The organism is Streptomyces sp. NPDC058665, assembly GCF_042714995.1.
Lineage (GTDB): Bacteria > Actinomycetota > Actinomycetes > Streptomycetales > Streptomycetaceae > Streptomyces.
Map to the genome: position 1 here is coordinate 1 of NZ_JBHXRX010000094.1, position 24641 is coordinate 24641.

The following is a 24641-nucleotide window of genomic DNA, read 5'->3' on the forward strand; positions in this document are numbered from 1 at the left end:
GCGTGTGCGGCCCGTCCGGCGCTTGAGTCCACGCTCGACGGCGTCGGCCGTCTAGTCGGCGCGGAGCAGGCTCGGCTTGAGGTCCTTGAAGCGGCCGAGGAGACCGTTCACGAACGACGGCGAGTCGTCGGTCGAGAACTCCTTGGCGAGCTGTACCGCCTCGTCGATCACCACGGCGTCGGGCGTTCCGTCCACCCACACCAGCTCGTACGTACCGAGCCGCACGATGTTCCGGTCGACGACCGGCATCCGGTCGAGCGTCCAGCCCACCGAGTAGGTGCCGATGAGTTCGTCGATCCGCTCGGCGTACTTCGCGTATCCCTCGACGAGTTCCATCGTGTACTCGCTGACCGGCGGCTGGCGGTCGTCGGTCCGCGCGTGCCGGAGCCAGTCCGCGAGGACCGTCTGCACGGGCGCCCCGCGCTGGTCGGCCTCGAAAAGGATCTGGAAGGCGCGCTTACGGGCCTTATTGCGGGCAGCCACGGTTAGCTGTTCACCCGGCCGAGGTACTCACCGGAGCGCGTGTCGACCTTGATCTTCTCGCCGGTCGTGATGAAGAGCGGGACACCGATCTCGTAACCGGTCTCCAGCTTGGCGGGCTTGGAGCCACCGGTGGAGCGGTCGCCCTGCACACCGGGGTCGGTGTGCTCGATGACCAGCTCGACGGCGGCGGGCAGCTCGACGTAGAGGGCGTTGCCCTCGTACATCGCCACCGTGGCCTCGAAGCCCTCCAGGAGGAAGTTCGCGGCGTCGCCGACGACCTCGCGGCTGATGTGGATCTGGTCGTAGGTGCCCATGTCCATGAAGACGAAGTACTCGCCGTCCATGTACGAGAACTGCATGTCGCGGCGGTCGACGCTGGCCGTCTCGACCTTCACGCCGGCGTTGAAGGTCTTGTCGACGACCTTGCCGGAGAGCACGTTCTTCAGCTTGGTACGCACAAAGGCCGGGCCCTTGCCGGGCTTGACGTGCTGGAACTCGACGACGGACCAGAGCTGGCCAGAGTCGAGCTTGAGCACCATGCCGTTCTTGAGGTCGTTCGTGGAAGCCACGGTTGCGGAATCTCCTGGACTGAAGCTGGTGGGACCACGGGTGCGCGCCGCCGGCGCGGCCGGCAGAGAGCCTGCCGGACGGCTAGAGCGCGAGCAGTTCCTTGGTCGTGATGGTGAGTAGCTCGGGTCCGCCGTCCGCCTCGGGGCGGACGACGAGCGTGTCATCGATCCGGACGCCGCCCCGGCCCGGGAGGTGGACCCCCGGTTCGACGGTGACCGGCACACAAGCGTCCAGTTTACCCATGGCAGCGGGTGCCAACTGCGGGTCCTCATCGATTTCGAGCCCCACACCGTGTCCGGTACGGGCCGCGAGCCCCTCGCCGTACCCCGCCGACTCCAGCGGCTGACGGGCCGCGCGGTCCACGTCGCGGTAGGCCGTACCGGGCGTCAGAGCCTCCCGACCTGCCCGTTGTGCCGCGAACACCAGGTCGTACAGCTCGATCTGCCAGTCGGCGGGCGACGTTCCGATGACGAACGTGCGGCCGATCTCGCAACGGTATCCGTGGTAGTTGGCGCCGAGGCGAACGGAGAGGAAATCTCCTTCCTCGACCCTGCGGTCCGAGGGCCGGTGGCCCGCGCGGCCCGCGTTCGGCCCGGTGGCGACCGAGGTGCGGAAGGCCGGTCCGTCGGCGCCGTGGTCGACCAGCCGCCGCTCCAGTTCCAGGGCGAGATGGCGTTCGGTGCGGCCGACGAGGATCGATTCGAGCAGCTCGCCCAGCGCCTGGTCGGAGATCTCGGCGGCGATCCGAAGCTGGGCGATCTCCCCCTCGTCCTTGACGGTGCGTTCCTGTTCGACGGCGCAGCCGAGATCGGCGAGGAGCAGCCGGGGTGCCACCGAGCCGATGGCGCGGTGGCGGGCGACGGTCAGATGGTGCTCCTCGACGGCGAGGGTCCGGGCGGTGGACGCGTCCAGGAGGTCGGCCGCGGCGACGGCCGGATCGCCCGCGGCGGTGGGCAGCATGCTCAGCCGCAGCCGTTCGTCGGGGCGGCTGTCGGCGGGGGCGCCGCTGGGGGTGCGGGGGCAGAGGAGTACGTCCCGCTGGTCGGCGACGCCCAGCAGCAGAACGGCGCCCGGTGGTGCGCCGCCCGCGAGATAGCGGACGTTGGCCGGCAGGGACACCAGGGCGGCATCGCTGCCGGCCGCGGCGCACCGGTCGCGCAGCCGACCGCGACGGACCGCATACACCTCTGACATGTATCGAGCCTATGAGCGCGGGCCCGGCTCGGCGCGGCCGACGCGTCCGACCGGGGCGGGCCGGAGCCCGCGCGGACGGACCCCTTCCGGTGGCGCGAAGGGGGTCCGGCGGCCGTGCTACCAGGCCGGCGGGCTGGCGATCGACCGGGCGAGTACGTCGTCGAGCACCCGGGCCGTCGTCTCGACGTCGTACTTGGAGTTGTCGATGATCGGCAGCCCGGAGCCGTACCAGCCGGCCATCCGGCCGTGGATGCCCGCCACTTCCTCGTCCGAGAGCCGGCGGTTGCCGCTGCGCTCCGCGTTCCGCTCCAGCACGATCTCCAGGCCGGGCAGCAGGACCACGGGCAGCAGTCCGGGGCCGACATGGCGCTTCCAGCCGCCGAGCCCGACGACCGGGCGGTCGGGGAAGACCGCGTCGTCGAGGATGCAGGAGATGCCGTTGGCGAGGAAGTTACGGGCGGCGAAGCCGCAGGTGCGGCGGGCGAGGCGGTACTGGGCCTCGGAGTGCTCGTTCCACCCCGACTGCGGGTCGGCGAAGCCTGAGCAGACCCATTCGCGTACGTCGTCGAGGCTGATGTGGGCGGTGGGAACCTGTCGGCGGGCCGCCCAGTGCCGGGCGACGGTCGTCTTGCCCGCGCCGGCGGGGCCGATCAGCAGGACGGCGAGCGTGGCAGCGCCCGTACCGCTGTCGGCGGGATGCGGCACGGGTATGGGAACAGGACCGCCCGGCGGCAGCTGGATGTGCCCGGTCGAGTCCGGCGCCGGGGGGCCCTGCGGGGGCACGGGCGCCTGCTGGTGCCCCGGCGGGATGTGCTGGGGCCCGGAGGGCCTGCCGGACGGCGGGGGCCCTTGAGGCGGCTGTGGTGCGCCTTGCGGGTGAGGCGCGCCGTGCTGCCGGGAGCCGCCGGGCACGGGCGGGGGCCCGTACGGCGCCGCGCCCGGTACGGGTGGTTGCCCGTGGGGCGCGGGAGGGCCGGCCGGGGGGCCGGAGTGGGGTGCGCCGTGCGGTGGCGGGCCGTGGGGCGGCGTGCCGTGCGCCCACGCGCCCGCGCCCTGTCCGCCCGCTCCGTGCGCCGAACCGTGGGGAGGCGGCGGCGGAGCCCCCATCGCGTACTGCATCCGGTGCCACTCCGTCTCGTACGTCTGACGCTGATCGGTCGGCCGCCGGGCCGACTTGCTTTCGAACGGTACCGTTCCCGGCCGCTTCCGTGGGTAACGTCAGAGACCGGCCCCGAGTGCCCGGCCGACCGCCCGGCTTTCGCGTCAGCCGTCCAGTTCCTCGGCGAGGGCACGCAGCGCCAGTCGGTACGAGCCGATGCCGAACCCCGCGATCGTGCCGGTGGCGACCGCCGCGACGACCGAGGTGTGGCGGAATTCCTCGCGTGTGTACGGGTTCGAGATGTGCACCTCGATCAGCGGCGCGGTGCGCTGCGCGGCGGCGTCCCGCATTCCGTACGAATAGTGGGTGAAAGCCCCGGGGTTGAGCACCACCGGGAGCGATCCGTCGGCCGCCTCGTGCAGCCAGCGGATCAGCTCGCCCTCGTCGTTCGTCTCGCGCACGTCGACCGCGAGGCCCAGCTCCTTGCCCGTCGACTGGCAGGTCTCCACAAGTCCGGCGTACGAGACGGAGCCGTAGACGTCCGGCTCCCGGGAACCGAGACGGCCCAGATTGGGGCCGTTGAGCACCAGGACCCGACGGCTCACTCGGACACCTCCCCGTACGCGGCGAGCAGCACCGCCGGGTCGGGTCCCTCCAGCACGGTCGGCTTGGCCAGACCGTCGAGGACGATGAAACGCAGCAGGTCACCGCGGGACTTCTTGTCGACCTTCATCGTCTCCAGAAGCTTGGGCCACTGGTCGCCGCGGTAGGTCAGCGGCAGTCCGACGGACTTGAGGACGGCGCTGTGCCGTTCGGCGGTGGCGTCGTCGAGCCGGCCCGCGAGGCGGCCCAGTTCGGCGGCGAAGACCATGCCGATGGAGACGGCAGCGCCGTGCCGCCATTTGTAGCGTTCGTTCTTCTCGATGGCGTGGGCGAGCGTGTGGCCGTAGTTGAGGATCTCGCGTACGCCGGACTCCTTGAGGTCGTTGGACACGACCTCGGCCTTGACCCGGATGGAGCGCTCGATCAGCTCGGCGGTGTGCGGCCCCGCGGGCGACCGCGCCCCCTCGGGGTCGGCCTCCACGAGATCGAGAATGGCCGGATCGGCGATGAATCCCGCCTTGATGATCTCGGCCATGCCGCTCACGTAGTCGTGCACCGGCAGCGACTCCAGCGCCGCGAGGTCGCAGAGCACCCCGGCGGGCGGGTGGAAGGCGCCCACGAGGTTCTTGCCCTCGGCGGTGTTGATGCCGGTCTTGCCGCCGATCGCCGCGTCGACCATGCCGAGGACGGTGGTCGGTACGGCGATCCAGCGCACCCCGCGCAGCCAGGTCGCGGCGACGAAGCCCGCGACATCGGTGGTGGCGCCGCCGCCGACGCCGACGATGACATCGCTGCGGGTGAAGCCGGTCTGGCCGAGGGCCTTCCAGCAGTAGGCGGCGACCTCGACGGTCTTGGCCTCCTCGGCGTTCGGCAGCTGGATGGCGACCGCCTCGTACCCCTGGTCCGCCAGGTCCTGACGGAGGGTCTCACCCGTCTCGGCGAGCGATTCCGGGTGCAGTACGGCGACACGCTTGGCCTGGGGGCCGATGAGCGCGGGCAGTTCGCCCAGCAGCCGCCGGCCGACCAGCACCTCGTACGGGTCGTGGCCGGTGCCGCCGACCTGGATACGGGTGGCCGCCTGGTCCTGATCCGTCGTCATGCCTGGTTCTCCTTGCCGGGAGCGGTGCCGGGGGCCTCGCCGGGCGCCTCGGTGGGGGTGGCGGACGGATCGGCGCCGGGGATGGCCGCCGCGCCCAGGTCCAGCGCCTCGATGACGGCTTCGGCGACCTCTTCGGGTGCCCGCTCGTCGGTCGGGACGACCGCGCGCGCGACCTCCGTGTAGAGGGAGCGGCGCTCCTCCATCAGCAGCTTCCACTGCTGGCGGGGGTTGATGGCGAGCAGCGGGCGGGCCAGCCCCAGACCGGTGCGCCGGACCGCCTCGTTCGCCTCCATGGAGAGATAGACGACGGGCAGGCCCGCGAGCAGCTCACGGGTGTCCTTGTCGAGAACCGCTCCGCCGCCGAGCGCGAGGACCCCGCCGTGTTCGGCGAGCGCGGTCCGTACGGCGTCCCGCTCCAGATCGCGGAAGTGCTGCTCGCCCTCGTCGAAGAAGATGTCCGAGATCTCCCGGCCCTCGGCGGCGACGATGTCCGCGTCGGTGTCCCGGTAGTCGGTGTCCAGGCGTTCGGCGAGCAGCGCGCCCACGGTGGTCTTGCCGACCCCCATCGGGCCGACCAGGACGATTCGCGGGCCGCTCATCGGATCACCAGGTTCCGCAGGTACGACTCGACGTTGCGCCGGGTCTCGGGGACGCTGTCGCCGCCGAACTTCTCGGCCACGGCGTCGGCGAGGGTCAGCGCGACCATGGCCTCGGCGACGATGCCCGCCGCGGGCACCGCGCAGACGTCGGAACGCTGGTGGTGCGCCTTGGCGGCCTCGCCGGTGGCGACGTCCACGGTGGCCAGTGCGCGGGGCACGGTCGCGATGGGCTTCATCGCGGCCCGTACGCGCAGCAGTTCGCCCGTCGACAGTCCGCCTTCGGTGCCGCCGGAGCGGCCCGACGCGCGCCTGATGCCCTCGTCGGTGACCATGATCTCGTCGTGCGCCCGGGAGCCGGGAACCCGGGCGAGGCCGAAGCCGTCGCCGACCTCGACGCCCTTGATGGCCTGGATGCCCATGAGGGCGGCGGCGAGCCGGGCGTCGAGCCTGCGGTCCCAGTGGACGTGCGAGCCGAGGCCGACGGGCACGCCGTACGCCAGCACCTCGAGCACGCCGCCGAGGGTGTCACCGTCCTTGTGGGCCTGGTCGATCTCGGCGACCATCGCGTCGCTCGCCTCGGGGTCCAGACAGCGGACCGGGTCGGCGTCGAGCCGCTCGACGTCGCCGGGGGTCGGGTACACGCCGTACGGGGCCTTGGCGGTGGCCAGTTCAACGACATGGGACACGATCTCGATCCCGGCCGTCTCCGTCAGATACGACCGGGCGACCGCGCCGAGCGCGACCCGGGCCGCCGTCTCACGGGCGCTGGCCCGCTCCAGGATCGGCCGGGCCTCGGACGCCCCGTACTTCTGCATGCCCGCGAGATCCGCGTGGCCGGGGCGCGGGCGGGTCAGGGGCTCATTACGGGCGAGCCCGGCCAGCACCTCGGGGTCGACCGGGTCGGCCGCCATGACCTGCTCCCACTTGGGCCATTCGGTGTTGCCGACCATGATCGCGACCGGCGATCCCATGGTCAGGCCGTGCCGTACGCCGCCGAGGAAGGTGACCTCGTCCCGCTCGAACTTCATCCGCGCGCCGCGCCCGTAGCCCAGGCGCCGCCTGGCGAGGTGATCACCCACGATCTCCGTGGTGATCGGCACACCCGCGGGAAGGCCCTCCAGCGTCGCGACGAGTGCGGGTCCGTGCGACTCCCCCGCTGTCAGCCAGCGCAACCTGCTCAACGGTGCTCCTCGGTGAATCTCGACATCTTCGACGGTACGACTGCGGTACGCATCCTCGGGTCCCGATCCTGCCATGACCGGCCGCCCGCTCCGTGACTCCGTCCAGCCTGCGGATACGGGCGCGGCGGCCTCGGCCGTCAGGCTTGGTGGGCCCGCAGTGCCTGTTCGCCGGCCTCGCGCATCACGGTGAGCGGCGCGGGCGAGCGGCCGGTCATCAGCTCGACCTGGAGGACGGCCTGGTGCACGAGGAGGTCGAGACCGCCGACCACGGCGCCGCCCCGGGCGGACCAGGCGGCGGCGAGCGCGGTGGGCCAGGGGTCGTACAGCACGTCGAAGAGGGTGCCGGGGCCTCCGGGGACGCTGTCCGCCAGGGTGTCGGTGGCGCCCGCGGGGGTCGTCGCGATCACCAGCGGGGCGCCGAAGGCCTTGGCCGCGTCCGCCCAGTCGGCGGTGCGGACGTCGACGCCCAGCCGTTCGCCCCAGCCGCGCATCTCGGCGGCGCGCTCCATGCTTCGTACATAGGCGGTCACCGGGCCCTGACAGATACGGGAGAGCGCGGCGAGGGCCGACGACGCGGTCGCTCCGGCACCGAGGACGGCCGCCGACTCCACCGCGGCGACGCCGCGTTCTCGCAGGGCGGCGAGTATGCCGGGGATGTCGGTGTTCTCGCCCGTGCGCCGTCCGGCGCCGTCGATGACGACGGTGTTGACGGCCTCGACGGACGACGCCGTCTCACTGACCTTGTCGAGCAGCGGGATGACGGCACGCTTGAGCGGCATGGTCAGGGACAGCCCGGCCCAGGACGGATCGAGGCCGGTCAGGAAGGCGGGGAGTCGCGCCTCGTTGATCTCGAAGCGGTTGTACGACCAGTGGGTCAGGCCCAGTGCCGCGTACGCCGCCCGGTGCAGAACCGGCGAGAGGGAGTGAGCGATGGGCGAGCCGAGGACGGCCGCCCTGCGTTCGATGGTGCTGTCGGTGGTGCTAGTCGTTCGCATTCTTCCGTGTCTCGTTGAACTTGTCGACGAGCTTCTGGTGCTCGGCCAGGGTCTTGGTGAATTCGGTGGTCTTGCCGTCGATGGAGATGAAGTACATCCAGGCGCCCGAGTCCGGTGCCTTGGTGGCGTTCAGCGCGTCGGCGCCCGGATTTCCGATCGGACCCGGCGGCAGACCCTTGTAGAAGTACGTGTTGTACGGGTCGTCGTGGTTCCTGATCTCCGAGGTGGAGATGTCGATCTCGCTCTCGTTCTTCAAGTAATTGAAGGTGGAGTCGAATTCGAGCTTCTGGTTGGTGTCGGTGTTCGTCGGCTTGAGCCGGTTGTAGACGACCGCGGCCATCTTCTTGAAGTCGTCGTGCGTGATGCCTTCGGCCTGCACGAGGCTGGCGACGGTGACGACGTCGAGCGGCGAGTCCAGACCGAGGTCCGCGGCCGATTTCTCCAGGTCGTACTTCTTGTACTCCTGGTTGGACCGCGCGACCATCTGTTTGAGGATGTCCTCCGGCTTGGTCTTCTCGCCGATGTCGTAACGCGCGGGGTAGAGGAACCCTTCGAGCGGGTCTTTTATGTTCTTGTTGTCGTCGGCCCAGTCGGGCAGACCGAGTTTGCCGGCCTGCGCCTTGGCGACATCGGCGGTGGTGCCGGGATCGAGTTTGAGCTTCGCGTCGATGAACTCGTACACCTTGACCGCACGTGTGCCCTCGCCGATGGTCAGCGAGTTCAGATTGGCCGGGTTGGTCATCAGCTCGACGGCGGCCTTGGCCGACATCTCTTTCTTCATCGGATAGACGCCGGGCTGAATTGCCTTGCCCTTGGGGTGCGCGCCCGCCGCGTCGACGAACGCGGCGGCGCTTTTCACCACCCCGCTCTCCTTGAGCAGGCTGCCCATTTCGGTGAGGCCGGCGCCCTGCGGGATCTCGACCTGGACGGAGCCGGTGCCCGCGCCCGCGAAGTCGGCGGGTGGTCCGAAGCGTTCCTGCCAGAACTGGTAGGCGTAGTAGCCGCCGCCGGCCGTGCCCGCGACGAGGACGAGGGAGGCCACGAGGCAGGCTCCGCCGCCGCGGCGCTTCTTCTTCGACGAGCCCCGGCGGTCACGTCCGCCGCCGCCGCGCCGGCCGTCGCCCTCGTCGTCGTACTCCCGGTCGTCCGCGTCGTCGTACCGGTCGTCGTCACGGTCACGGCGCCGGTCGTCGTCGCGGTCCTCGCCGGTGAAGAACGGGTGCGTCTCCTCGGGCTGCGGGCCGTCCCAGTCGTTCTCGGGCTCGGGCTGCGGCGGAGGTGGGGGCGGGGGCGGGGCCGCCGCCTGCCGGCCCGCGTAGGTGTTGCCCGCGTTGTCGCCGTAGGGCATGGCCGTCTGCTGGCCGGTGTCCCAACCGCCGCCGTACTGGGGGTCGTTGGGCTGCTGTCCGGCGTACTGCTGCTGGTTGTACTGCGGCTCGGCGTACTGCTGTTGCTGTTGTTGCTGCGGGTACTGGGGCTGATGCTGAGGGTGTTGCTGGGGTTGATACTGCTGCTGCGCGTACTGCTGCTGCCCGGTGTCCCAGCCACCGCTGTCGTACTGGGGGTTGTACTGCTGCTGCGGATGGGGCTGCTGTTGCTGAGGCTGCTGCGCGTACTGCTGCTGTCCGGTGATCCAGCCACCACCGTCGTACTGAGGGTCGTACTGCTGCTGCGGATGGGGCGCTTGAGTCTGAGGTTGAGCGTCGTAAGGAGTACTGCCGTCGGCGGCCTGCTGCGCTCCCCACCCCTGGTCCCCGTACAAGGGGTCCTCGGGGTGCCACGGTTCAGGGCCTCGACCCCGTCCATAGTCAGTCATCGATCCCCTAGAGCCGCGAGGCGACCGGTGCCGGGCGCGGATGGCCCGGTGTCCGTATCGCCTCTCTTTGTGCGGCAGTTGTTCGAATCCCCGCCGCATCGCGCGGAACGTTACCGTATCGCGATCAGGCGACCTTCATTCGCGCAGACGGATAACCGCAAGTATGTTCCGGTATTGCCCGATCAGCGTTTCAGGTCTGAACCCGCACGCCCTCACCGGGCGGCGCTCCCGACGCTCTCTCGGACTCCAGCGCGTTCTGCAGGATGATGACGGCCGCCACCTGGTCGATGACGGACCGGCCCTTCTTGGACTTCACACCCGAGGCACGCAGTCCCTGGCCGGCGGTCACCGTGGTCATTCTCTCATCCACTAGCCGCACGGAAACCGGCGCGATCCGGCGCGCGACCTCCTCCGCGAACGCCCGCACCTTGACCGCCGCCGGGCCCTCGCCGCCGCTGAGCGAGCGCGGCAGACCGACGACGACCTCGATCGGCTCGTACTCCTCGACCAGTTGCGCGAGCCGCCGGTGGGCGGCCGGGACATCACGTCCCGGCACCGTCTCCACCGGCGTCGCGAGGAGCCCGTCGGGATCGCACGAGGCGACCCCGATCCGGGCGTCCCCGACATCGACGGCCAGTCTCCGGCCCCGGCGCACGAGCGCGGTCACGCCGCCACGTCCCCGGTCATGGACTCAGGCCGTCCCCTCGACAAGGCGCTCCACCGCGGCAACGGCGTCGCCGATGGCCCCGGGGTTCTGACCGCCGCCCTGGGCGACGTCCGGCTTGCCGCCGCCTCCGCCACCGAGGGTCTTGGCGGCGGTGCGGACCAGCTCGCCGGCCTTGAGCCCACGCTCACGGGCCGCCTCGTTGGTGGCGATGACCGTCAGCGGGCGCCCGCCCACCGTCGTGAACAGCGCGACGACCGCCGGGCGGCCACCGGTGATCCGGCCGCGTACGTCCAGCACCAGCCTGCGCAGGTCGTCGGCCGACGTACCGTCCGGCACCTGGCCGATGACCAGGGCCGTACCCCGTACGTCCCTGGCGCCCTCGACCAGTCCGGCGGCGGCGGCCAGCACCTTCTCCGCGCGGAACTTCTCGATCTCCTTCTCGGCGTCCCTCAGCTTGGCGAGCATGCCGGCGATCTTCTCCGGCAGTTCCTCGGAGCGGCCCTTGACCAGCTCCTGGAGCTGGGCGACGACCGTGTGCTCCCTGGCGAGAAAGTTGTAGGCGTCCACGCCCACCAGCGCCTCGATCCGGCGCACGCCGGAGCCGATCGAGGACTCGCCGAGCAGCTTCACCAGGCCCAGCTGGGAGGTGTTGTGCACATGCGTGCCGCCGCACAGCTCCTTGGAGAAGTCGCCGATGGTGACGACGCGGACCCGCTCGCCGTACTTCTCGCCGAACTCGGCGATGGCGCCCTGCTTCTTGGCCTCGTCGATCGACATCACCTCGGCCTGGACGTCGAGTTCACGCCCGAGCACCTCGTTGATCTTCTGCTCGACGTCGGTGAGGACCGTGCCGGGTACGGCGGCCGGCGAGCCGAAGTCGAAGCGGAAGCGGCCCGGGGAGTTCTCGGAGCCGGCCTGGGCGGCCGTCGGGCCGAGGGCGTCGCGCAGCGCCTGGTGCGTCAGATGGGTGGCGCTGTGGGCGCGGGCGATGGCACGCCGGCGCCGGGTGTCGATGGCGGCGAACGCGGCGGAGCCCACGGTGACTTCACCGACCTGCACGGACCCCTTGTGCACGGAGACGCCGGGGACCGGCTGCTGGACGTCGCGGACCTGGATGACCGCGCCGCTGTCGAGGCGGATACGCCCCTGGTCGGCGAGCTGGCCGCCGCCCTCGGCGTAGAACGGGGTGCGGTCCAGTACGACCTCGACCTCGTCGCCCTCGGTGGCGGCGGGCGACGGCACACCGTCGACCAGCAGGCCGACGATCCGCGACTCGCCCTCGGTGCTGGCGTATCCGGTGAACTCGGTGGTGCCGGAGGTGTCGGCGACCTCGCGGTAGGACGAGAGGTCGGCGTGGCCGGTCTTCTTCGACCTGGCGTCGGCCTTGGCCCGGTCCCGCTGCTCCTTCATGAGCCGGCGGAAGCCGTCCTCGTCCACGGAGAGGCCCTGTTCGGCGGCCATCTCCAGGGTGAGGTCGATCGGGAAGCCCCAGGTGTCGTGGAGCAGGAACGCCTTGTCGCCGGCCAGGACCGAGCCGCCGGCCGCCTTGGTGTCGGTGACGGCGGTGTCGAGGATGTTGGTGCCGCCCTTGATGGCCTTCAGGAAGGCGGCTTCCTCGGCGAGGGCGACGGTCTCGATGCGCTTGCGGTCGGTGATCAGCTCCGGGTACTGCTGGCCCATCGACCGGATGACCACGTCGATCAGGTCGGCGACGACCGGTCCGGTGGCGCCGAGCAGCCGCATGTTGCGCACGGCGCGGCGCAGGATGCGGCGCAGGACGTAGCCGCGGCCCTCGTTGCCGGGGGTGACGCCGTCGCCGATGAGCATCACGGAGGTGCGCATGTGGTCGGTGACGACGCGCAGGGAGACGTCCGAGGCGGCGTCGGCGCCGTAACGGACGCCGGTCAGTTCGGTCGCCTTGTCGATGACGGCCATCGACGTGTCGATCTCGAACATGTTGGGGACGTCCTGGAGGACCATGGCGAGGCGTTCGAGGCCGAGACCGGTGTCGATGTTCTTGGACGGCAGCTCGCCGAGGATCTCGAAGTCCTCCTTGCCCTCGCCGGCGCCGCGCTCGTACTGCATGAAGACCAGGTTCCAGAGCTCCACGTAGCGCTCGCCGTTGACGGCGGGGCCGCCCTCCTCGCCGAACTCCGGGCCGCGGTCGTAGAAGATCTCCGAGCAGGGACCGCAGGGGCCGGGCACGCCCATGGACCAGTAGTTGTCCTTCTTGCCCAGACGCTGGATCCGCTCGGCGGGGAAGCCGACCTTGTCCGTCCAGATGCCGGCGGCCTCGTCGTCGTCCAGATAGACCGTGACCCACAGTCTCTCGGGGTCGAGCCCGTACCCGCCGTCGGCCACGGGGGTGGTCAGCAGCTCCCAGGCCAGCGGGATGGCGCCTTCTTTGAAGTAGTCGCCGAAGGAGAAGTTGCCGCACATCTGGAAGAACGTGCCGTGCCGGGTGGTCTTGCCGACCTCTTCGATGTCCGGCGTGCGGACGCACTTCTGGACGCTGGTCAGCCGCGGGGCGGGAGCCTTGACCTCGCCCAGGAAGTACGGCTTGAAGGGGACCATGCCCGCGGGGACCAGGAGCAGAGTCGGGTCGTCCGCGATGAGCGACGCCGAAGGGACGGCGGTGTGCCCGCGCCCCTCGAAGAAGCTCAGCCAGCGGCGGCGGATTTCGGCCGACTCCATCAGTGGTCCTCATTCCGGTTGTGCGGTGTACGCGAGTTGAGTCTGTCGCTGTGGTCGTGGCGGTTGTGCGCCTGGTCGTCGGACCGGTGTTCGACGCGGCCCTCGACGGCCAGGCGCCGCTGGGCGGGGAGTTCGGGGTCCGCGGGGGCGTCCAGCCCCAGCACCTCGCCCAGTTCGGACTCGCGCTGGGCCATGCCCGCCCGGACGTCGAGCGCGAACTCCCTGAGCCGGTGCCCGGCGTCGACGGCCTTGTCGGCCGCCTGTGCGGCGAGAGACTCGGGCGTCAGCCGGCGGAGCTTGCTGTGGACCTTGGTGGTGGCCCACACACCGGCCGCCGCGCCCGCGGTGAACCAGAACGTACGGCGGAACATCGCTGCCTCAGCCCTTCTGCTTCCTGCTGCGTCGGGCGGCCGGAACGGTCCTGCCCACGATGACCGTGCGCCGGCCGCGCGCGGCCGGTACCGGTGCCTCGCGCTCGGCGGGCGCCGGCTCGGCCGAGGTCCTGCGGCCCATCGCCCGCCGCACCCCGTAGCCGAAGGCCGCGACCTTCACCAGAGGGCCGCCGAAGGTCGACGCGACGGTGGTGGAGAGCGCCGACGCGTTGGAGGTGACCTCCTGGACGTCCGTGGCGATGGCGTCGACCCGGTCGAGCTGGGTCTGTGCCGCCCGTACGGTCGCCGACGCGTCCGCGAGCAGCGGTACGGCCTGGTCGGTCACGTCCGCGACGAGTTTGGTGGTCGCCTTGAGCGTCTGCGCCAGCCTCACGAGCACCACGGCGAGGAGGGTGACCAGAACCGCCCAGAAGACGGCCACCAGGATCCCGGCAACCTCTCCACCGGTCACGCTGCACCGCTCTCTGCGTTGGGGGTCGCTCGCGTCGTACCGGATCCGAACGGCCCGGCCGACCCGAGAAAGGTCTTCCCTCGACCCTATCGCGCCCGGAGTGACTCCCCGTACCGCTTTACGGCGGTCGCGGACCCTACCTCATCGGGCGGGACGGGGAGCGGGAGTTGCCGCAGCGGATTGTACGCAGTGCGGTCGCGCGAGTACTGTGCGTGTCTCATGCGACCTGTCCCCGGCAATCTCCCCGCGGAGCTGAACCGGTTCGTGGGCCGTGCCGACGAACTGGCCGAGCTGGCACGCCTGCTCGCCGGGATCCGGCTGGTCACCCTGGTGGGTGTGGGCGGTGTCGGCAAGACGCGGCTGGCCCTGCACGCGGCCCGGAGCCTGCGGCCCGAGGCTCTGGAGAAACGCAACTGCGACGGGGTCTGGCTCGCCGAACTCTCCGCGATCCGCGACCCCGGACTGCTCGACCACGCGCTCCTCGACGCGCTGCGCATCACCGACCACAGCGGCCGGCCGACCCGGGAGGTGCTGCGCACCCATCTCGCCGACCGCCGCCTGCTGTTGGTGCTCGACGGCTTCGAGCAGCTGGTCGAGCCCTGCGCGGAGCTCGTACGGGATCTGCTGCGCCACTGCCCCGGCCTCCAGGTGCTGGCCGCCGGCCGCCGGCCGCTCCGGCTGGCCGGTGAACGGACCGTCCCCCTCGCCCCGATGTCGGACACCGACGCGCGGCTGCTCTTCGCCGACCGGGCCGCCGACATGGCGCCCGCCGGCCGCCTTCTCGGTGAACACGACGACGCCGTACGGGAGTTGTGCCGCCGGCTCGACGGCATCCCGCTCGCCCTCGAACTGGCCGCCGCCCGGCTGCGCGCCCTGTCCGTCGAGCAGATCCTGCGGCGGGTCGACGACCGCTTCCAGCTGCTCACCGGGGGTTCCCGCGGCGAACTGCCGCGCCATCGCACGCTCCGTACCGCGATCGGCTGGAGCCATGAGCTGTGTACCCCGGCCGAACGGCTGCTGTGGGCGCGGCTGTCCGTCTTCGCCGGGCCCTTCGACCTGGAGGCGGTCGAGTACGTGTGCGCGGGCCCCGAGCTGCCTGCGGAGAGTGTGCTCGACGTCCTCGACGCGCTGATCGCCCAGTCCGTGGTCGCCCCCGAGGAGACACCGGCAGGGCCGCGCTACCGGATGCTGGACACGGTGCGCGCGTACGGCGCCCAGTGGCTGGACACCCTGGGGGACACCGGCCGGATGCGCCGCAGACACCGGGACTGGTACGTGGGGCTGGCGACCTGGTGCGAACTGGACTGGTTCGGCCCCCGGCAGGCGGAGATCGCCGCCTGCGCCGACAGCGCCCTGCCCAATCTGCGGGCGGCCATCGAACTCTGCCTGGAGACGGCGGGCGAGGCCCATCTGGGGCAGTATCTGGCGGGCACGCTCTGGTTCTACTGGGCGGGCTGCGGCCGGCTCACCGAAGGGCGGCACTGGCTGGAGCGGGTCCTCGCGCCGGCCGACGGGCCGGACGGCTCCCGACGGGAGGAAGCCCCGCACCCCGGTCCGCACCCCGGGACACGGCACACCGGGTCACGGCTCAAGGCCCTCTGGGTGCTGGGCCATGTCACGGTCCTCCAGGGCGACAACCCTGCCGCGGTGGCGGCTCTGTACGAGTGCCGGGGAGAAGCCGCGCGTACGGGGAACGCGCTGGCGCACACGTACGCCGAACACCGGCTGGGCTGCCTCGCGCTCCTCTCCGGCGACATGCCGCGCGCCGAACGGCTGCTGCGCGCCGCGCTCGGCGCCTACCACGAGCTGGGCGAGCTCAACAGCAATGTCCTGATGGGCCAGGCGGAGCTGGCCCTCGCCCTGGTCTTCCAGGGCGACCTGGACGGGGCCGTGGCGCTCTGCGCCGACGTACGGGACATCTGCGAGGACAGCGGCGAACGCTGGACGAGGTCCTACGCCCTGTACGTCCACGCGTACGCGGCCTGGACGCGCGGCCGGCTCGGCGAGGCGCGCGCCCTGCTGGCCGAGTCCGTCGCCATCCACCACACCTTCGACGACCTGGTCGGGCTGGTGCTCGCGATGGAGCTGATGGCGCTGGTGACCGCGGGCGAAGGGGATCCGGCCGAGGCGGCGGTGCTCCAGGGCGCGGCGACCCGGCTCTGGCGGTCGGTCGGGGCGCCCCTGTTCGGCTCGCCCACCTTCGGGGCGCCGCGCGAGCAGTGCGAACGCCGGGCGACGGACCTGCTGGGGCCCGAGCTCTACGGCGCGCATGTCGCGGAGGGGCACGCCCTTCCTCCGGCGGTGGCCGTCGAACGCGCGCTGGCCGGGCCGCGCGAGGCCGGGCTGCTGCCCCGTCAGCTCTCCGGCGGGCACAGAGCGGCGGCGGACCGGAACGCCGGCCGGGAAACCGGGCGCGAGGAGGGCCGGGAGGCAGACCACGGTGCGGACGGCGATCCGGGCCGGGAAACGCGAGAGCCCGCCGGCTCCCCCGGCCAGATCGGCGGGGAAGCGGCGGGCTGAAAGCGCGTACTACACCTGGATCAGCTGGTGATCAGCGGGCGTAGTACTCGACGACGAGCTGCTCGTCGCAGATGACCGGGATTTCCTTGCGCAGCGGCTCGCGGTCCAGACGGAACGCCAGCGCCTTCAGGTTGACCTGGATGTAGCGCGGGGTCTCGCCGTCCGTGTCGTAGCCACCCTCGCGCGCGACCTGGAAGGGAACCTTCTCGCGGCTGCGCTCGCGGACCATCACGACGTCGTCGGGACGGACGCGGAACGACGGCTTGTCGACCTTGCCGCCGTTGACCTCGATGTGGCCGTGGACGACCATCTGACGGGCCTGGTAGATGGTGCGGGCGATGCCCGAACGCAGGACCAGGGCGTCGAGACGACGCTCCAGCTCGACGACCAGGGCCTCGCCGGTCTTGCCGCCGGCCTTGCGGGCGCGGTCGTAGGCGCGGGCCATCTGGCGCTCGCTGATGTCGTACTGAGCACGCAGACGCTGCTTCTCCAGCAGACGGACCTTGTAGTCACTGTTCTGCTTGCGGCCACGGCCGTGCTCGCCCGGCGGGTAGGGACGGGCCTCGAAGTACTTCACGGCCTTCGGCGTCAGCGCGATACCGAGCGCGCGTGACTTCTTGACCTTGGGACGCGACTGGTTAGGCACGTTCTCCAGACCTCCGTTGTAGGTTAGGTTAGGCTCACCTTACTCAAAGGAGATCGCATGTCTCGTCGCCCTGGGAACACCACGCGCATCACAGACAGTCTCGACGCGCAGGGCATCGATACGACGGAGGTCCGATCAGCTCATGGTCAGCCGCGTCCCAGCGGGCTTGAAATCGCCCGGATGCCGTCAGCAGCCGAACGCACACGAACTCTCGTACAGAGTACATGCTCAAGCATGCTGCTCGTCCCGGGCCTGGACGCCCTGCGGCCCGACCAGTTGATGCCCGACGCGCGGGCCGTGGACAGCGACGGCGACGTGCTGCTGGCCTTCGCTGCGGACTCCCCCGTCGTCCGGGCGGCGACGCACGCGCAGGCCGACGAGCTGGCCGCGGTGCTGGAGATGACCGATGTCGCCCCGGTCTCCGTGCCCCACCGAATCCGGGGCCGCGCCTGGGTCTCCGGCTGGCTGACGCGCGTACCGGGCGCCGGCGAGCCCGGCCGGACGACACTGCGGCTGGAGGTCGGCGAGGCGTACGTGGACGACCTGTGGGGCGCCGACCCGGTGGAGGCGGACGAGTTCGCCGCCGCCGTGGCGGACCCGCTGTCGGAGCACGAGGCCGAACTGCTCCAGCATCTGCACGCCGCGCACAGCGCCGAGGTGCGGACGCTGCGCTCGCTGCTCGGCGGGCGGACCGGCGGCGGGACGGCCGCCGTACCGGTCGGCGTGGACCGCTTCGGGCTCCGGGTCCGCTTCACCGGCGTCAACTGCTTCGACGCCCGCTTCGACTTCCCCGAGCCGGTGCGCGACGTGGCCGAACTGCGCCGGGCCATGCACGCGCTCTTCGAGGCCGCGAGCAGCTGAGCCGTACTGGCGTCCGGTCGATGGGTCAGTTCGACGGGGCGTCGCCGCGCAGGCGTTCGCGGACCTTCTCGACCACGTCCGCGTAGCGCGCCTCCGCGCCGTACCGCGTCGGTTCGTAGTACCGCCGGTCCCGCACCTCGTCCGGGAGGTACTGCTGCGCGGCGATACCGCCGGGCACGTCGTGCGGGTAGACGTACCCCTGCGCGTGGCCGAGCTTGGCCGCCCCCTTGTAGTGACCGTCGCGCAGATGCGGCGGTACGGGACCAGCCAGCCCCTTCTTCACGTCCTCAAGCGCGGCGGAGATCGCGACCGTCGCCGCGTTCGACTTCGGGGCCAGCGCCAGCGCGATGGTGGCGTGGCTGAGGGTGAGCGCGGCCTCCGGGAAGCCGATCATCGCCACGGCCTGCGCCGCGGCGACGGCCGTGGGCAGAGCGGTCGTGTCGGCGAGGCCGATGTCCTCGCTGGCAGAGATCATCAGCCGGCGGGCGATGAACCGGGGGTCCTCGCCCGCCTCGATCATGCGCGCCAGATAGTGCAGCGCCGCGTCCACGTCGGAGCCGCGGATCGATTTGATGAGGGCGCTAGCCACGTCGTAGTGCTGGTCGCCGTCACGGTCGTACTTCACGGCGGCGCGGTCGACGGTCTCCTCGACCGTGGCGAGGCTGATCTCCTTCTCGCCCTTGGAGATCGCGGCACCGGCCGCCGCCTCCAGGGCGGTCAGGACCCGCCGGGCGTCTCCCCCGGCGATCCGCAGCAGATGCGCCTCGGAGTCGTCGGGCAGGGACACCGCGCCGCCGAGCCCGCGCTCCTCGGTGAGCGCGCGCCGCAGCAGGGCGCGCAGGTCGTCGTCGGTGAGGGGCTCCAGCGTCAGCAGGAGGGACCGCGAGAGCAGCGGGGAGATGATCGAGAAGTACGGATTCTCGGTGGTGGCCGCGATGAGCGTGACCCAGCGGTTCTCCACGGCGGGCAGGAGGGAGTCCTGCTGGGCCTTGCTGAAGCGGTGGATCTCGTCCAGGAAAAGGACGGTCTCCTTGCCGAAGCCGCCGGAGGCGCGCCGGGCGCCGTCGATGACGGCGCGGACCTCCTTGACACCGGCGGTGATCGCGGAGAGCTCGACGAAGCGGGCGTCGGTGGCCTTGGAGACGACATAGGCGAGCGTCGTCTTGCCGGTGCCGGGCGGGCCCCAGAGGAGCACCGACGAGGGGCCTGCCGGCCCCCTCCCCTGGGCGGCCTGTTCGACCAGCCTTCGCATCGGGGAGCCGGGCTTCAGCAGATGCCGCTGGCCGACCACCTCGTCCAGGACGCGCGGGCGCATCCGGACGGCCAGCGGGCTGCTGGACGGGTCCTTCTCCTGGCGGTCTTCGGCTGCTGCGGTAAAGAGGTCGGGCTCCACACCTCAGAGCCTATGCCAGCCCACTGACAGGACGACCGGCGCGATCAGTACGGCCAGCGAATCCGGCGGGCAGGTCAGCTGGTCCAGAAGTCCCACCAGCGCGTCAGGATCAGCATCCCGATGATCCCGATCCACAGCACCGGCAGCACCCAGTGGAACTCCCCCAGCCCGCTGCGCAGCCACCGCGGCGCCGGCAGGATCCGGTGCGTGACGTTGTACGTCGTCACGTACGAGAACATCACGATCGTCGCCACCCACGCGAGACAGCACCAGAGGCAGAGGGAGCCGATGCTGTAGAGCGACTGGTACTGGAGCCACGTACAGAACCCGACACCGAAGAGCATCCCCGCGTTCAGCCCCAGCCAGAACCACCGCCGGTACCGCGCCCCCGCCAGCAGCCCCGCCCCCACACACACCACGGCCCCGTACGCCACCAGCCCCAGCATCGGATTCGGGAACCCGAACACCGACGCCTGCTCGCTCTTCATGATGTTCCCGCACGACACCACCGGATTCAGACTGCACCCCGGCGTGAACCCCGGATCCTCCAGCAGCCTGAACTTGTCGATCGTGATCACCCACGACGCCAGCACACCCGCCGCACCCGACACCACCAACAACCACGCCAGCACCCGCCCCGCACCGAAAACCCCCGGGGCGTCACGCTCCGCGCGGCCGGCCGGCACGTCGTCCAGCGCTGTACTCGTCATATCGCCGTTCCCTCACTCGTGATCCGCCGCTGCGGAGGGTCCGGTCAATTCTGCCGCACCCGTCCCTATGTCCACCGTTCGATGGACATAAGGACGTACGGACGGCCGCCCCCCGTGTCAGACGAGTCGCGCGGTCAGGTCGGCCACCAGACCGTCGAGCGGCACGGGCTTCTGCTCGCCGCTCTCCATGTCCTTGACCTGCGCCACACCCTCGGCGAGATCGCGCTCGCCGGCGACGATCGTGAACCGGGCGCCCGAGCGGTTGGCGTTCTTCATCGCGCCCTTGAGTCCCTTGCCGCCGTAGCTGAAGTCGGCGGCGACCCCGGCCCTGCGCAGCTCGGTGACCACGCCGAACAGCAGTCGGCGCGCCTCCTCGCCGAGCGGCACCGCGAACACGCTGGTGGCGGGCGGCAGTTGGAGCGTGATGCCCTCGGCCTCCAGCGCCAGCACCGTACGGTCCACGCCCAGCGCCCAGCCGACGGACGGCAGCGCGGGGCCGCCGATCATCTCCGAGAGCCCGTCGTAGCGTCCGCCGCCGCCCACCGCGGACTGGGCGCCGAGACCGTCGTGGACGAACTCGAAGGTCGTGCGGGTGTAGTAGTCGAGACCCCGTACGAGCCGCTCGTCGTCCTCGTACGCGACACCCGCCGCGGTCAGCAGGTCGCGCACCTGCGCGTGGTACTCCCGGCAGGCGTCGCACAGATAGTCGCGCAGCTTGGGGGCGCCGGTGAGCTGGCTCTGTACGGCCGGGCGCTTGTCGTCGAGGACCCGCAGGGGGTTGATCTCGACACGCCGCCGCGTGTCCTCGTCCAGGTCGAGATCCCGCAGGAAGGTCTGCAACGCCTCGCGGTAGACGGGGCGGCACTCCTTGTCGCCCAGGGAGTTCAGCAGGATACGGAAGCCGGTGAGCCCGAGAGAGCGGTACGCCTGGTCGGCGAGGATGATCAGCTCGGCGTCGAGCGCGGGGTCCTCGGCGCCGATGGCCTCGGCACCGACCTGCGAGAAGTGGCGGTAACGGCCCTTCTGCGGGCGCTCGTAGCGGTAGTACGAGCCGGAGTACCAGAGCTTGACGGGGAGGTTGCCGGCCTTGTGCAGATTCGCCTCCAGCGCGGCGCGCAGCACGGACGCCGTGCCCTCGGGGCGCAGCGCCAGCTCGGAGCCGCCCTTGGTGGTGAGGGTGTACATCTCCTTGGTGACGATGTCGGTGGACTCGCCGACACCGCGGGCGAAGAGTTCGACGTCCTCGAAGCCGGGCGTCTCGATGTAGCCGTAACCGGAGTTCCTCAGCGGTGCGGAGATCGCCTCGCGCACCGCGAGGAACACGGCGGAGTCCGGCGGAAGCAGGTCGTAGGTGCCCTTGGGGGCCTGAAAGGTGTTCATGGAATTCGCTGCGTCACATTCCTCGTCGCGGAGCGGCGGTGGGGCCGATGCCGTAGCCTGCGGCCACCTCGCGCAGATACGGGTTGGTGGCTCGCTCCCGGCCGATGGTCGTCTGGGGGCCGTGGCCGGACAGCACCACGGTCGAGTCGTCGAGCGGCAGGCACACCCGGCCCAGCGACTCCAGCAGCTCGGCCGCGTCGCCGCCGGGCAGGTCCGATCGTCCGACGGAGCCGGCGAACAGCAGGTCGCCCGAGAACAGGACGGGCGGAATGTCCGCCGCCTCGGGCAGCCCGAAGGTCACCGACCCCTTCGTATGGCCGGGTGCGTGCGCGACGCCGAAGCGCAGACCCGCCAGCTCCAGCTCGGCACCGTCGGCCAACTCCTTGACGTCGTCGGGCTCCCCCACGGTGAGCTCGCCCATGAGCGGCATCCCGATGCTGCGGCCGAGGGCCTTCTCGGGGTCGTTCATCATGTACCGGTCCGAGGGGTGGATCCACGCGGGCACGTCGTGTGCGCCGCACACGGGGACGACCGAGGCGACGTGGTCGATGTGGCCGTGGGTGAGGATGACCGCGACCGGCTTGAGGTGGTGCTTCCCGATCGTCTCGGCGACGCCTTCGGTGGCCTGGTGGCCCGGGTCGATGATCACGCACTCCTCGCCCGCGGCGGGGGCGACCAGATAGCAGTTGGTCCCCCAGGCCCCGGCCGGGAACCCGGCAATAAGCACGATCGTCCTCAAATGTCGTCCGTCGGGAGATTGCAGCAGATCAGAGCCTACCGGCGCTCCTCATTCCACAGGTAACCCATATACCGTACGGGGCTAGTCAGCGTTCGTAGGACTCAGTTCCGAGCACCGCCCAGACAGGGCCCACGAAGACACGAGGAGACGACCCGGTGGTCAACAGCGAGCAGCGCCGGCGCCAGCTTGCCAGGGAGAAGTTCGAGCGGCAGCAGCAGCGCCGGGCGGAGATCCGCAAGGGCGCCAGGCGCCGTAACGCGATCATCGCCTCCGCCCTGGCCGTCGTACTGGCGGCGGCTGGCGGCGCGTACGCCATCGCGGGCCTGACGGACGACAACGGTGAGAAGGACGTCGCGCAGGACAGTCCGTCGGCGCCGCCGTCCCCGACCGAGAGCAAGCCGGCCGGGCCGAAGATGACGATCGACGCCAAGGCCAAGTACACGATGTCCCTGAAGACGAACCAGGGCGACATCGGCATCGCGATGGACGCGGCGAAGACCCCGGAAACGGTGAACTCCTTCAAGTCCCTCGCGGACAAGAAGTTCTTCGACGGCACGAAGTGTCACCGGCTGACCACGGAGAACATCTTCGTGCTCCAGTGCGGCGACCCGAAGGGCGACGGCACCGGCGGTCCCGGCTACACCATCGCGGACGAGAACCTCGACGCGCTCGGCAAGCCCGCCGCTGACGGCGCGGTGACCTATCCCGCGGGGTCGGTGGCGATGGCGAATACCGGCCAGCCGAACAGCGGCGGCAGCCAGTTCTTCCTCGTGTGGAAGGACACCAAGCTTCCGCCCTCGTACACCCCGTTCGGGACGATGGACGCCGCGGGTCTGAAGACCGTGAAGGACGTGGCGGCGGGGGGCGTCACCGGTGAGACCAAGGGAGACGGTGCGCCGAAGAAGACCGTCACCATCTCGAAGGGCACCGTCGACAAGACGTGACCACCGGCGACCGGCGGCGCGGCCCAAGGCGCGGGGCAGTTCGAGGGCCCCGCACCGCACCCCGCGAATTTCGGCCGTGCGGAGTGCGGACAGCCGGGCCGCCGGTCACCTAGATTGGCGTTGTGCGACGTGCGGGACGGCTCTGCCGGATCCGCTTTCGCGTCGCGGAAGACGGGCGTGGCCCGTCCAGGAAACTGTGGACGATGCCCGGGGGGCACCCCTCGCAGGCATCAGGTGGAGGAGGCGCTGTGAGCAGCGACCCGTGGGGCCGTGTCGATGAGACAGGCACCGTGTACGTGCGCACGGCCGAGGGCGAGCAGGTCGTCGGATCGTGGCAGGCAGGCTCTCCCGAGGAGGCTCTGGCCTACTTCGAGCGCAAGTACGAGGGCCTGGTGGTCGAGATCGGCCTTCTCGAACGGCGGGTGAAGACCACCGATCTCTCGGCCAAGGACGCGCAGGCCGCCATCGGCCATCTGCGGGCGCAGGTGGACGAGCATCACGCCGTGGGGGATCTCGCCGCCCTGCGTACGCGGCTCGACGGCCTCGTCGCGACGGTCGAGGCGCGGCGCGAGGAGCGCAAGGTCCAGAAGGCCAAGCAGACGGACGCCGCGCGTGAGGCGAAGCAGGCGCTGGTCACGGAGGCCGAGGAGCTGGCGCGCAGCGACCAGTGGCGGTCCGCCGGAGAGCGGCTGCGCGCGCTGGTGGACACCTGGAAGGGCCTGCCGCGGCTGGACCGCAAGTCCGACGACGAGCTGTGGCACCGCTTCTCGCACGCGCGGTCGGCGTTCTCCAAGCGCCGCAAGGCGCACTTCGCCTCGCTGGACGCGCAGCGCGAGGAGGCCCGTAAGGCCAAGGAGAAGCTGGTCGCCGAGGCCGAGTCGCTGTCGGGCTCCACGGACTGGGGCGGGACGGCGGCGCGCTACCGCGAGCTGATGACCGACTGGAAGGCCGCGGGCCGCGCGCAGCGCGAGGCCGAGGACGACCTGTGGAACCGCTTCCGCGGCGCCCAGGACGTCTTCTTCGCCGCCCGTGGTGAAGTCTTCGCGGAGCGGGACGCGGAGCAGACCGAGAACCTGAAGCTGAAGGAGGAGCTGGCGGCCGAGGCCGAGCGGCTGCTCCCGGTGAAGGACCTGAAGGCGGCCCGCGCCGCGTTCCGGGCCCTCAACGAGCGGTGGGAGGCGGTCGGGCATGTGCCGCGCGACGCCAGGCCCAAGGTCGAGGGCCGGATGCAGACGGTCGAGCGGGCGCTTCAGGAGTCCGAGGAGAACGAGTGGCGCCGTACGAACCCGGAGGCGCGTGCGCGTGCCGCGGGTCTGACGGGCCAGCTCCAGGCGGCCGTCGACAAACTGCGCACGCAGATCGACACGGCACGCGCCTCGGGCAACAACGCCAGGGCGGACAAGCTGGCGAAGGAGCTCGAAGGCCGGCAGGCACTGCTGGACCAGGCGCTGAAGGGCCTGCAGGAGTTCGGCGGCTGACACCCGCACGACAGGTGACGACGGAGCGGGCCGGGGGGGGGGTGACCGCCCGGCCGCGCCCGCGGCGGACGACCAGCCCTTAGGTGAGAGGGCGGGCGAGTCGCGGGAGACCGGGTTGTAGCCCACC

At 71.0% G+C, this 24641-nt stretch carries 23 protein-coding genes; 4 read left to right on the forward strand and 19 right to left on the reverse strand.

The window, feature by feature from the left end; all coding sequences use genetic code 11:
* Window positions 1-51: 51 nt before the first annotated feature.
* From nusB to ACFWV8_RS35635, 14 genes are all read right to left on the reverse strand, one after another.
* Complete coding sequence (gene nusB, locus ACFWV8_RS35570; protein WP_329389941.1) at window positions 52-483, reverse strand: transcription antitermination factor NusB; 432 nt, start codon at window positions 481-483, stop codon at window positions 52-54.
* 2 nt (window positions 484-485) lie between these two features.
* Window positions 486-1052: an elongation factor P gene (gene efp, locus ACFWV8_RS35575; protein WP_023542976.1), complete on the reverse strand. Its 567-nt coding sequence runs from the start codon at window positions 1050-1052 to the stop codon at window positions 486-488.
* Window positions 1053-1134: 82 nt separating this feature from the next.
* Window positions 1135-2247, reverse strand: coding sequence for an aminopeptidase P family protein (locus ACFWV8_RS35580; RefSeq protein WP_329389939.1), 1113 nt, complete (start codon window positions 2245-2247; stop codon window positions 1135-1137).
* A gap of 117 nt (window positions 2248-2364) precedes the next feature.
* Window positions 2365-3366 carry an AAA family ATPase gene (locus tag ACFWV8_RS35585; RefSeq protein WP_384214121.1) on the reverse strand — a complete coding sequence of 334 codons (1002 nt, stop codon included), beginning with the start codon at window positions 3364-3366 and terminating at the stop codon, window positions 2365-2367.
* A 144-nt stretch (window positions 3367-3510) separates the two neighbouring features.
* Window positions 3511-3951, reverse strand: a complete 441-nt coding sequence (gene aroQ, locus ACFWV8_RS35590) for a type II 3-dehydroquinate dehydratase (protein ID WP_329389935.1) — start codon at window positions 3949-3951, stop codon at window positions 3511-3513.
* On the reverse strand, window positions 3948-5048 hold the full coding sequence (gene aroB / locus ACFWV8_RS35595) for a 3-dehydroquinate synthase (RefSeq protein ID WP_384214124.1): 1101 nt from the start codon (window positions 5046-5048) through the stop codon (window positions 3948-3950). The genes aroQ and aroB overlap by 4 nt, the downstream gene beginning before the upstream one ends.
* On the reverse strand, window positions 5045-5647 hold the full coding sequence (locus ACFWV8_RS35600) for a shikimate kinase (RefSeq protein ID WP_384214128.1): 603 nt from the start codon (window positions 5645-5647) through the stop codon (window positions 5045-5047). The genes aroB and ACFWV8_RS35600 overlap by 4 nt, the downstream gene beginning before the upstream one ends.
* On the reverse strand, window positions 5644-6828 hold the full coding sequence (gene aroC / locus ACFWV8_RS35605) for a chorismate synthase (RefSeq protein ID WP_384214131.1): 1185 nt from the start codon (window positions 6826-6828) through the stop codon (window positions 5644-5646). The genes ACFWV8_RS35600 and aroC overlap by 4 nt, the downstream gene beginning before the upstream one ends.
* Before the next feature lie 137 nt (window positions 6829-6965).
* Window positions 6966-7823 carry a shikimate dehydrogenase gene (locus ACFWV8_RS35610; RefSeq protein WP_384214133.1) on the reverse strand — a complete coding sequence of 286 codons (858 nt, stop codon included), beginning with the start codon at window positions 7821-7823 and terminating at the stop codon, window positions 6966-6968.
* On the reverse strand, window positions 7810-9639 hold the full coding sequence (gene mltG / locus ACFWV8_RS35615) for an endolytic transglycosylase MltG (protein WP_384214136.1): 1830 nt from the start codon (window positions 9637-9639) through the stop codon (window positions 7810-7812). The genes ACFWV8_RS35610 and mltG overlap by 14 nt, the downstream gene beginning before the upstream one ends.
* A gap of 190 nt (window positions 9640-9829) precedes the next feature.
* Entirely contained in the window at window positions 9830-10306 is a 477-nt protein-coding gene (gene ruvX / locus ACFWV8_RS35620; protein ID WP_384214140.1) for a Holliday junction resolvase RuvX, read from the reverse strand.
* Window positions 10307-10330: 24 nt separating this feature from the next.
* A complete protein-coding gene (gene alaS / locus ACFWV8_RS35625) occupies window positions 10331-13000 on the reverse strand; it encodes an alanine--tRNA ligase (protein ID WP_384214143.1) in 2670 nt (889 codons plus the stop codon).
* Complete coding sequence (locus tag ACFWV8_RS35630) at window positions 13000-13371, reverse strand: DUF6167 family protein (RefSeq protein ID WP_384214145.1); 372 nt, start codon at window positions 13369-13371, stop codon at window positions 13000-13002. Before ACFWV8_RS35630 ends, alaS begins: the two co-directional genes overlap by 1 nt.
* 7 nt (window positions 13372-13378) lie before the next feature.
* On the reverse strand, window positions 13379-13843 hold the full coding sequence (locus ACFWV8_RS35635; protein ID WP_384214147.1) for a DUF948 domain-containing protein: 465 nt from the start codon (window positions 13841-13843) through the stop codon (window positions 13379-13381).
* Window positions 13844-14062: 219 nt separating this feature from the next.
* On the opposite strand from ACFWV8_RS35635, the gene ACFWV8_RS35640 reads away from it, so the two are divergent.
* The gene (locus tag ACFWV8_RS35640) at window positions 14063-16363 is read left to right on the forward strand and encodes an ATP-binding protein (RefSeq protein WP_384214149.1); all 2301 of its coding nucleotides are present in this window, start codon (window positions 14063-14065) and stop codon (window positions 16361-16363) included.
* Window positions 16364-16394: 31 nt separating this feature from the next.
* Here ACFWV8_RS35640 and rpsD read toward each other — a convergent pair whose 3' ends face one another.
* Entirely contained in the window at window positions 16395-17009 is a 615-nt protein-coding gene (gene rpsD, locus ACFWV8_RS35645; RefSeq protein WP_189109226.1) for a 30S ribosomal protein S4, read from the reverse strand.
* Between the two features lie 180 nt (window positions 17010-17189).
* Here rpsD and ACFWV8_RS35650 point away from each other — a divergent pair, with 180 nt between their 5' ends.
* The gene (locus ACFWV8_RS35650) at window positions 17190-17870 is read left to right on the forward strand and encodes a DUF2470 domain-containing protein (protein WP_384214152.1); all 681 of its coding nucleotides are present in this window, start codon (window positions 17190-17192) and stop codon (window positions 17868-17870) included.
* 25 nt (window positions 17871-17895) lie between these two features.
* Here ACFWV8_RS35650 and ACFWV8_RS35655 read toward each other — a convergent pair whose 3' ends face one another.
* The 4 genes from ACFWV8_RS35655 to ACFWV8_RS35670 form a co-directional block, all read right to left on the reverse strand.
* Window positions 17896-19263, reverse strand: a complete 1368-nt coding sequence (locus ACFWV8_RS35655) for a replication-associated recombination protein A (RefSeq protein WP_384214154.1) — start codon at window positions 19261-19263, stop codon at window positions 17896-17898.
* Window positions 19264-19337: 74 nt separating this feature from the next.
* Window positions 19338-19973 carry a vitamin K epoxide reductase family protein gene (locus tag ACFWV8_RS35660; RefSeq protein WP_384214156.1) on the reverse strand — a complete coding sequence of 212 codons (636 nt, stop codon included), beginning with the start codon at window positions 19971-19973 and terminating at the stop codon, window positions 19338-19340.
* A 117-nt stretch (window positions 19974-20090) separates the two neighbouring features.
* On the reverse strand, window positions 20091-21353 hold the full coding sequence (gene hisS, locus ACFWV8_RS35665; protein WP_384214158.1) for a histidine--tRNA ligase: 1263 nt from the start codon (window positions 21351-21353) through the stop codon (window positions 20091-20093).
* A gap of 13 nt (window positions 21354-21366) precedes the next feature.
* Window positions 21367-22080: an MBL fold metallo-hydrolase gene (locus ACFWV8_RS35670; RefSeq protein ID WP_384214160.1), complete on the reverse strand. Its 714-nt coding sequence runs from the start codon at window positions 22078-22080 to the stop codon at window positions 21367-21369.
* Between the two features lie 167 nt (window positions 22081-22247).
* Between ACFWV8_RS35670 and ACFWV8_RS35675 the strand changes: the two genes are divergently transcribed.
* Together ACFWV8_RS35675 and ACFWV8_RS35680 are read left to right on the forward strand one after the other, a co-directional pair.
* Window positions 22248-23036, forward strand: coding sequence for a peptidylprolyl isomerase (locus ACFWV8_RS35675; RefSeq protein ID WP_384214161.1), 789 nt, complete (start codon window positions 22248-22250; stop codon window positions 23034-23036).
* Window positions 23037-23284: 248 nt separating this feature from the next.
* On the forward strand, window positions 23285-24514 hold the full coding sequence (locus ACFWV8_RS35680; protein ID WP_384214163.1) for a DUF349 domain-containing protein: 1230 nt from the start codon (window positions 23285-23287) through the stop codon (window positions 24512-24514).
* Window positions 24515-24641: the final 127 nt, after the last annotated feature.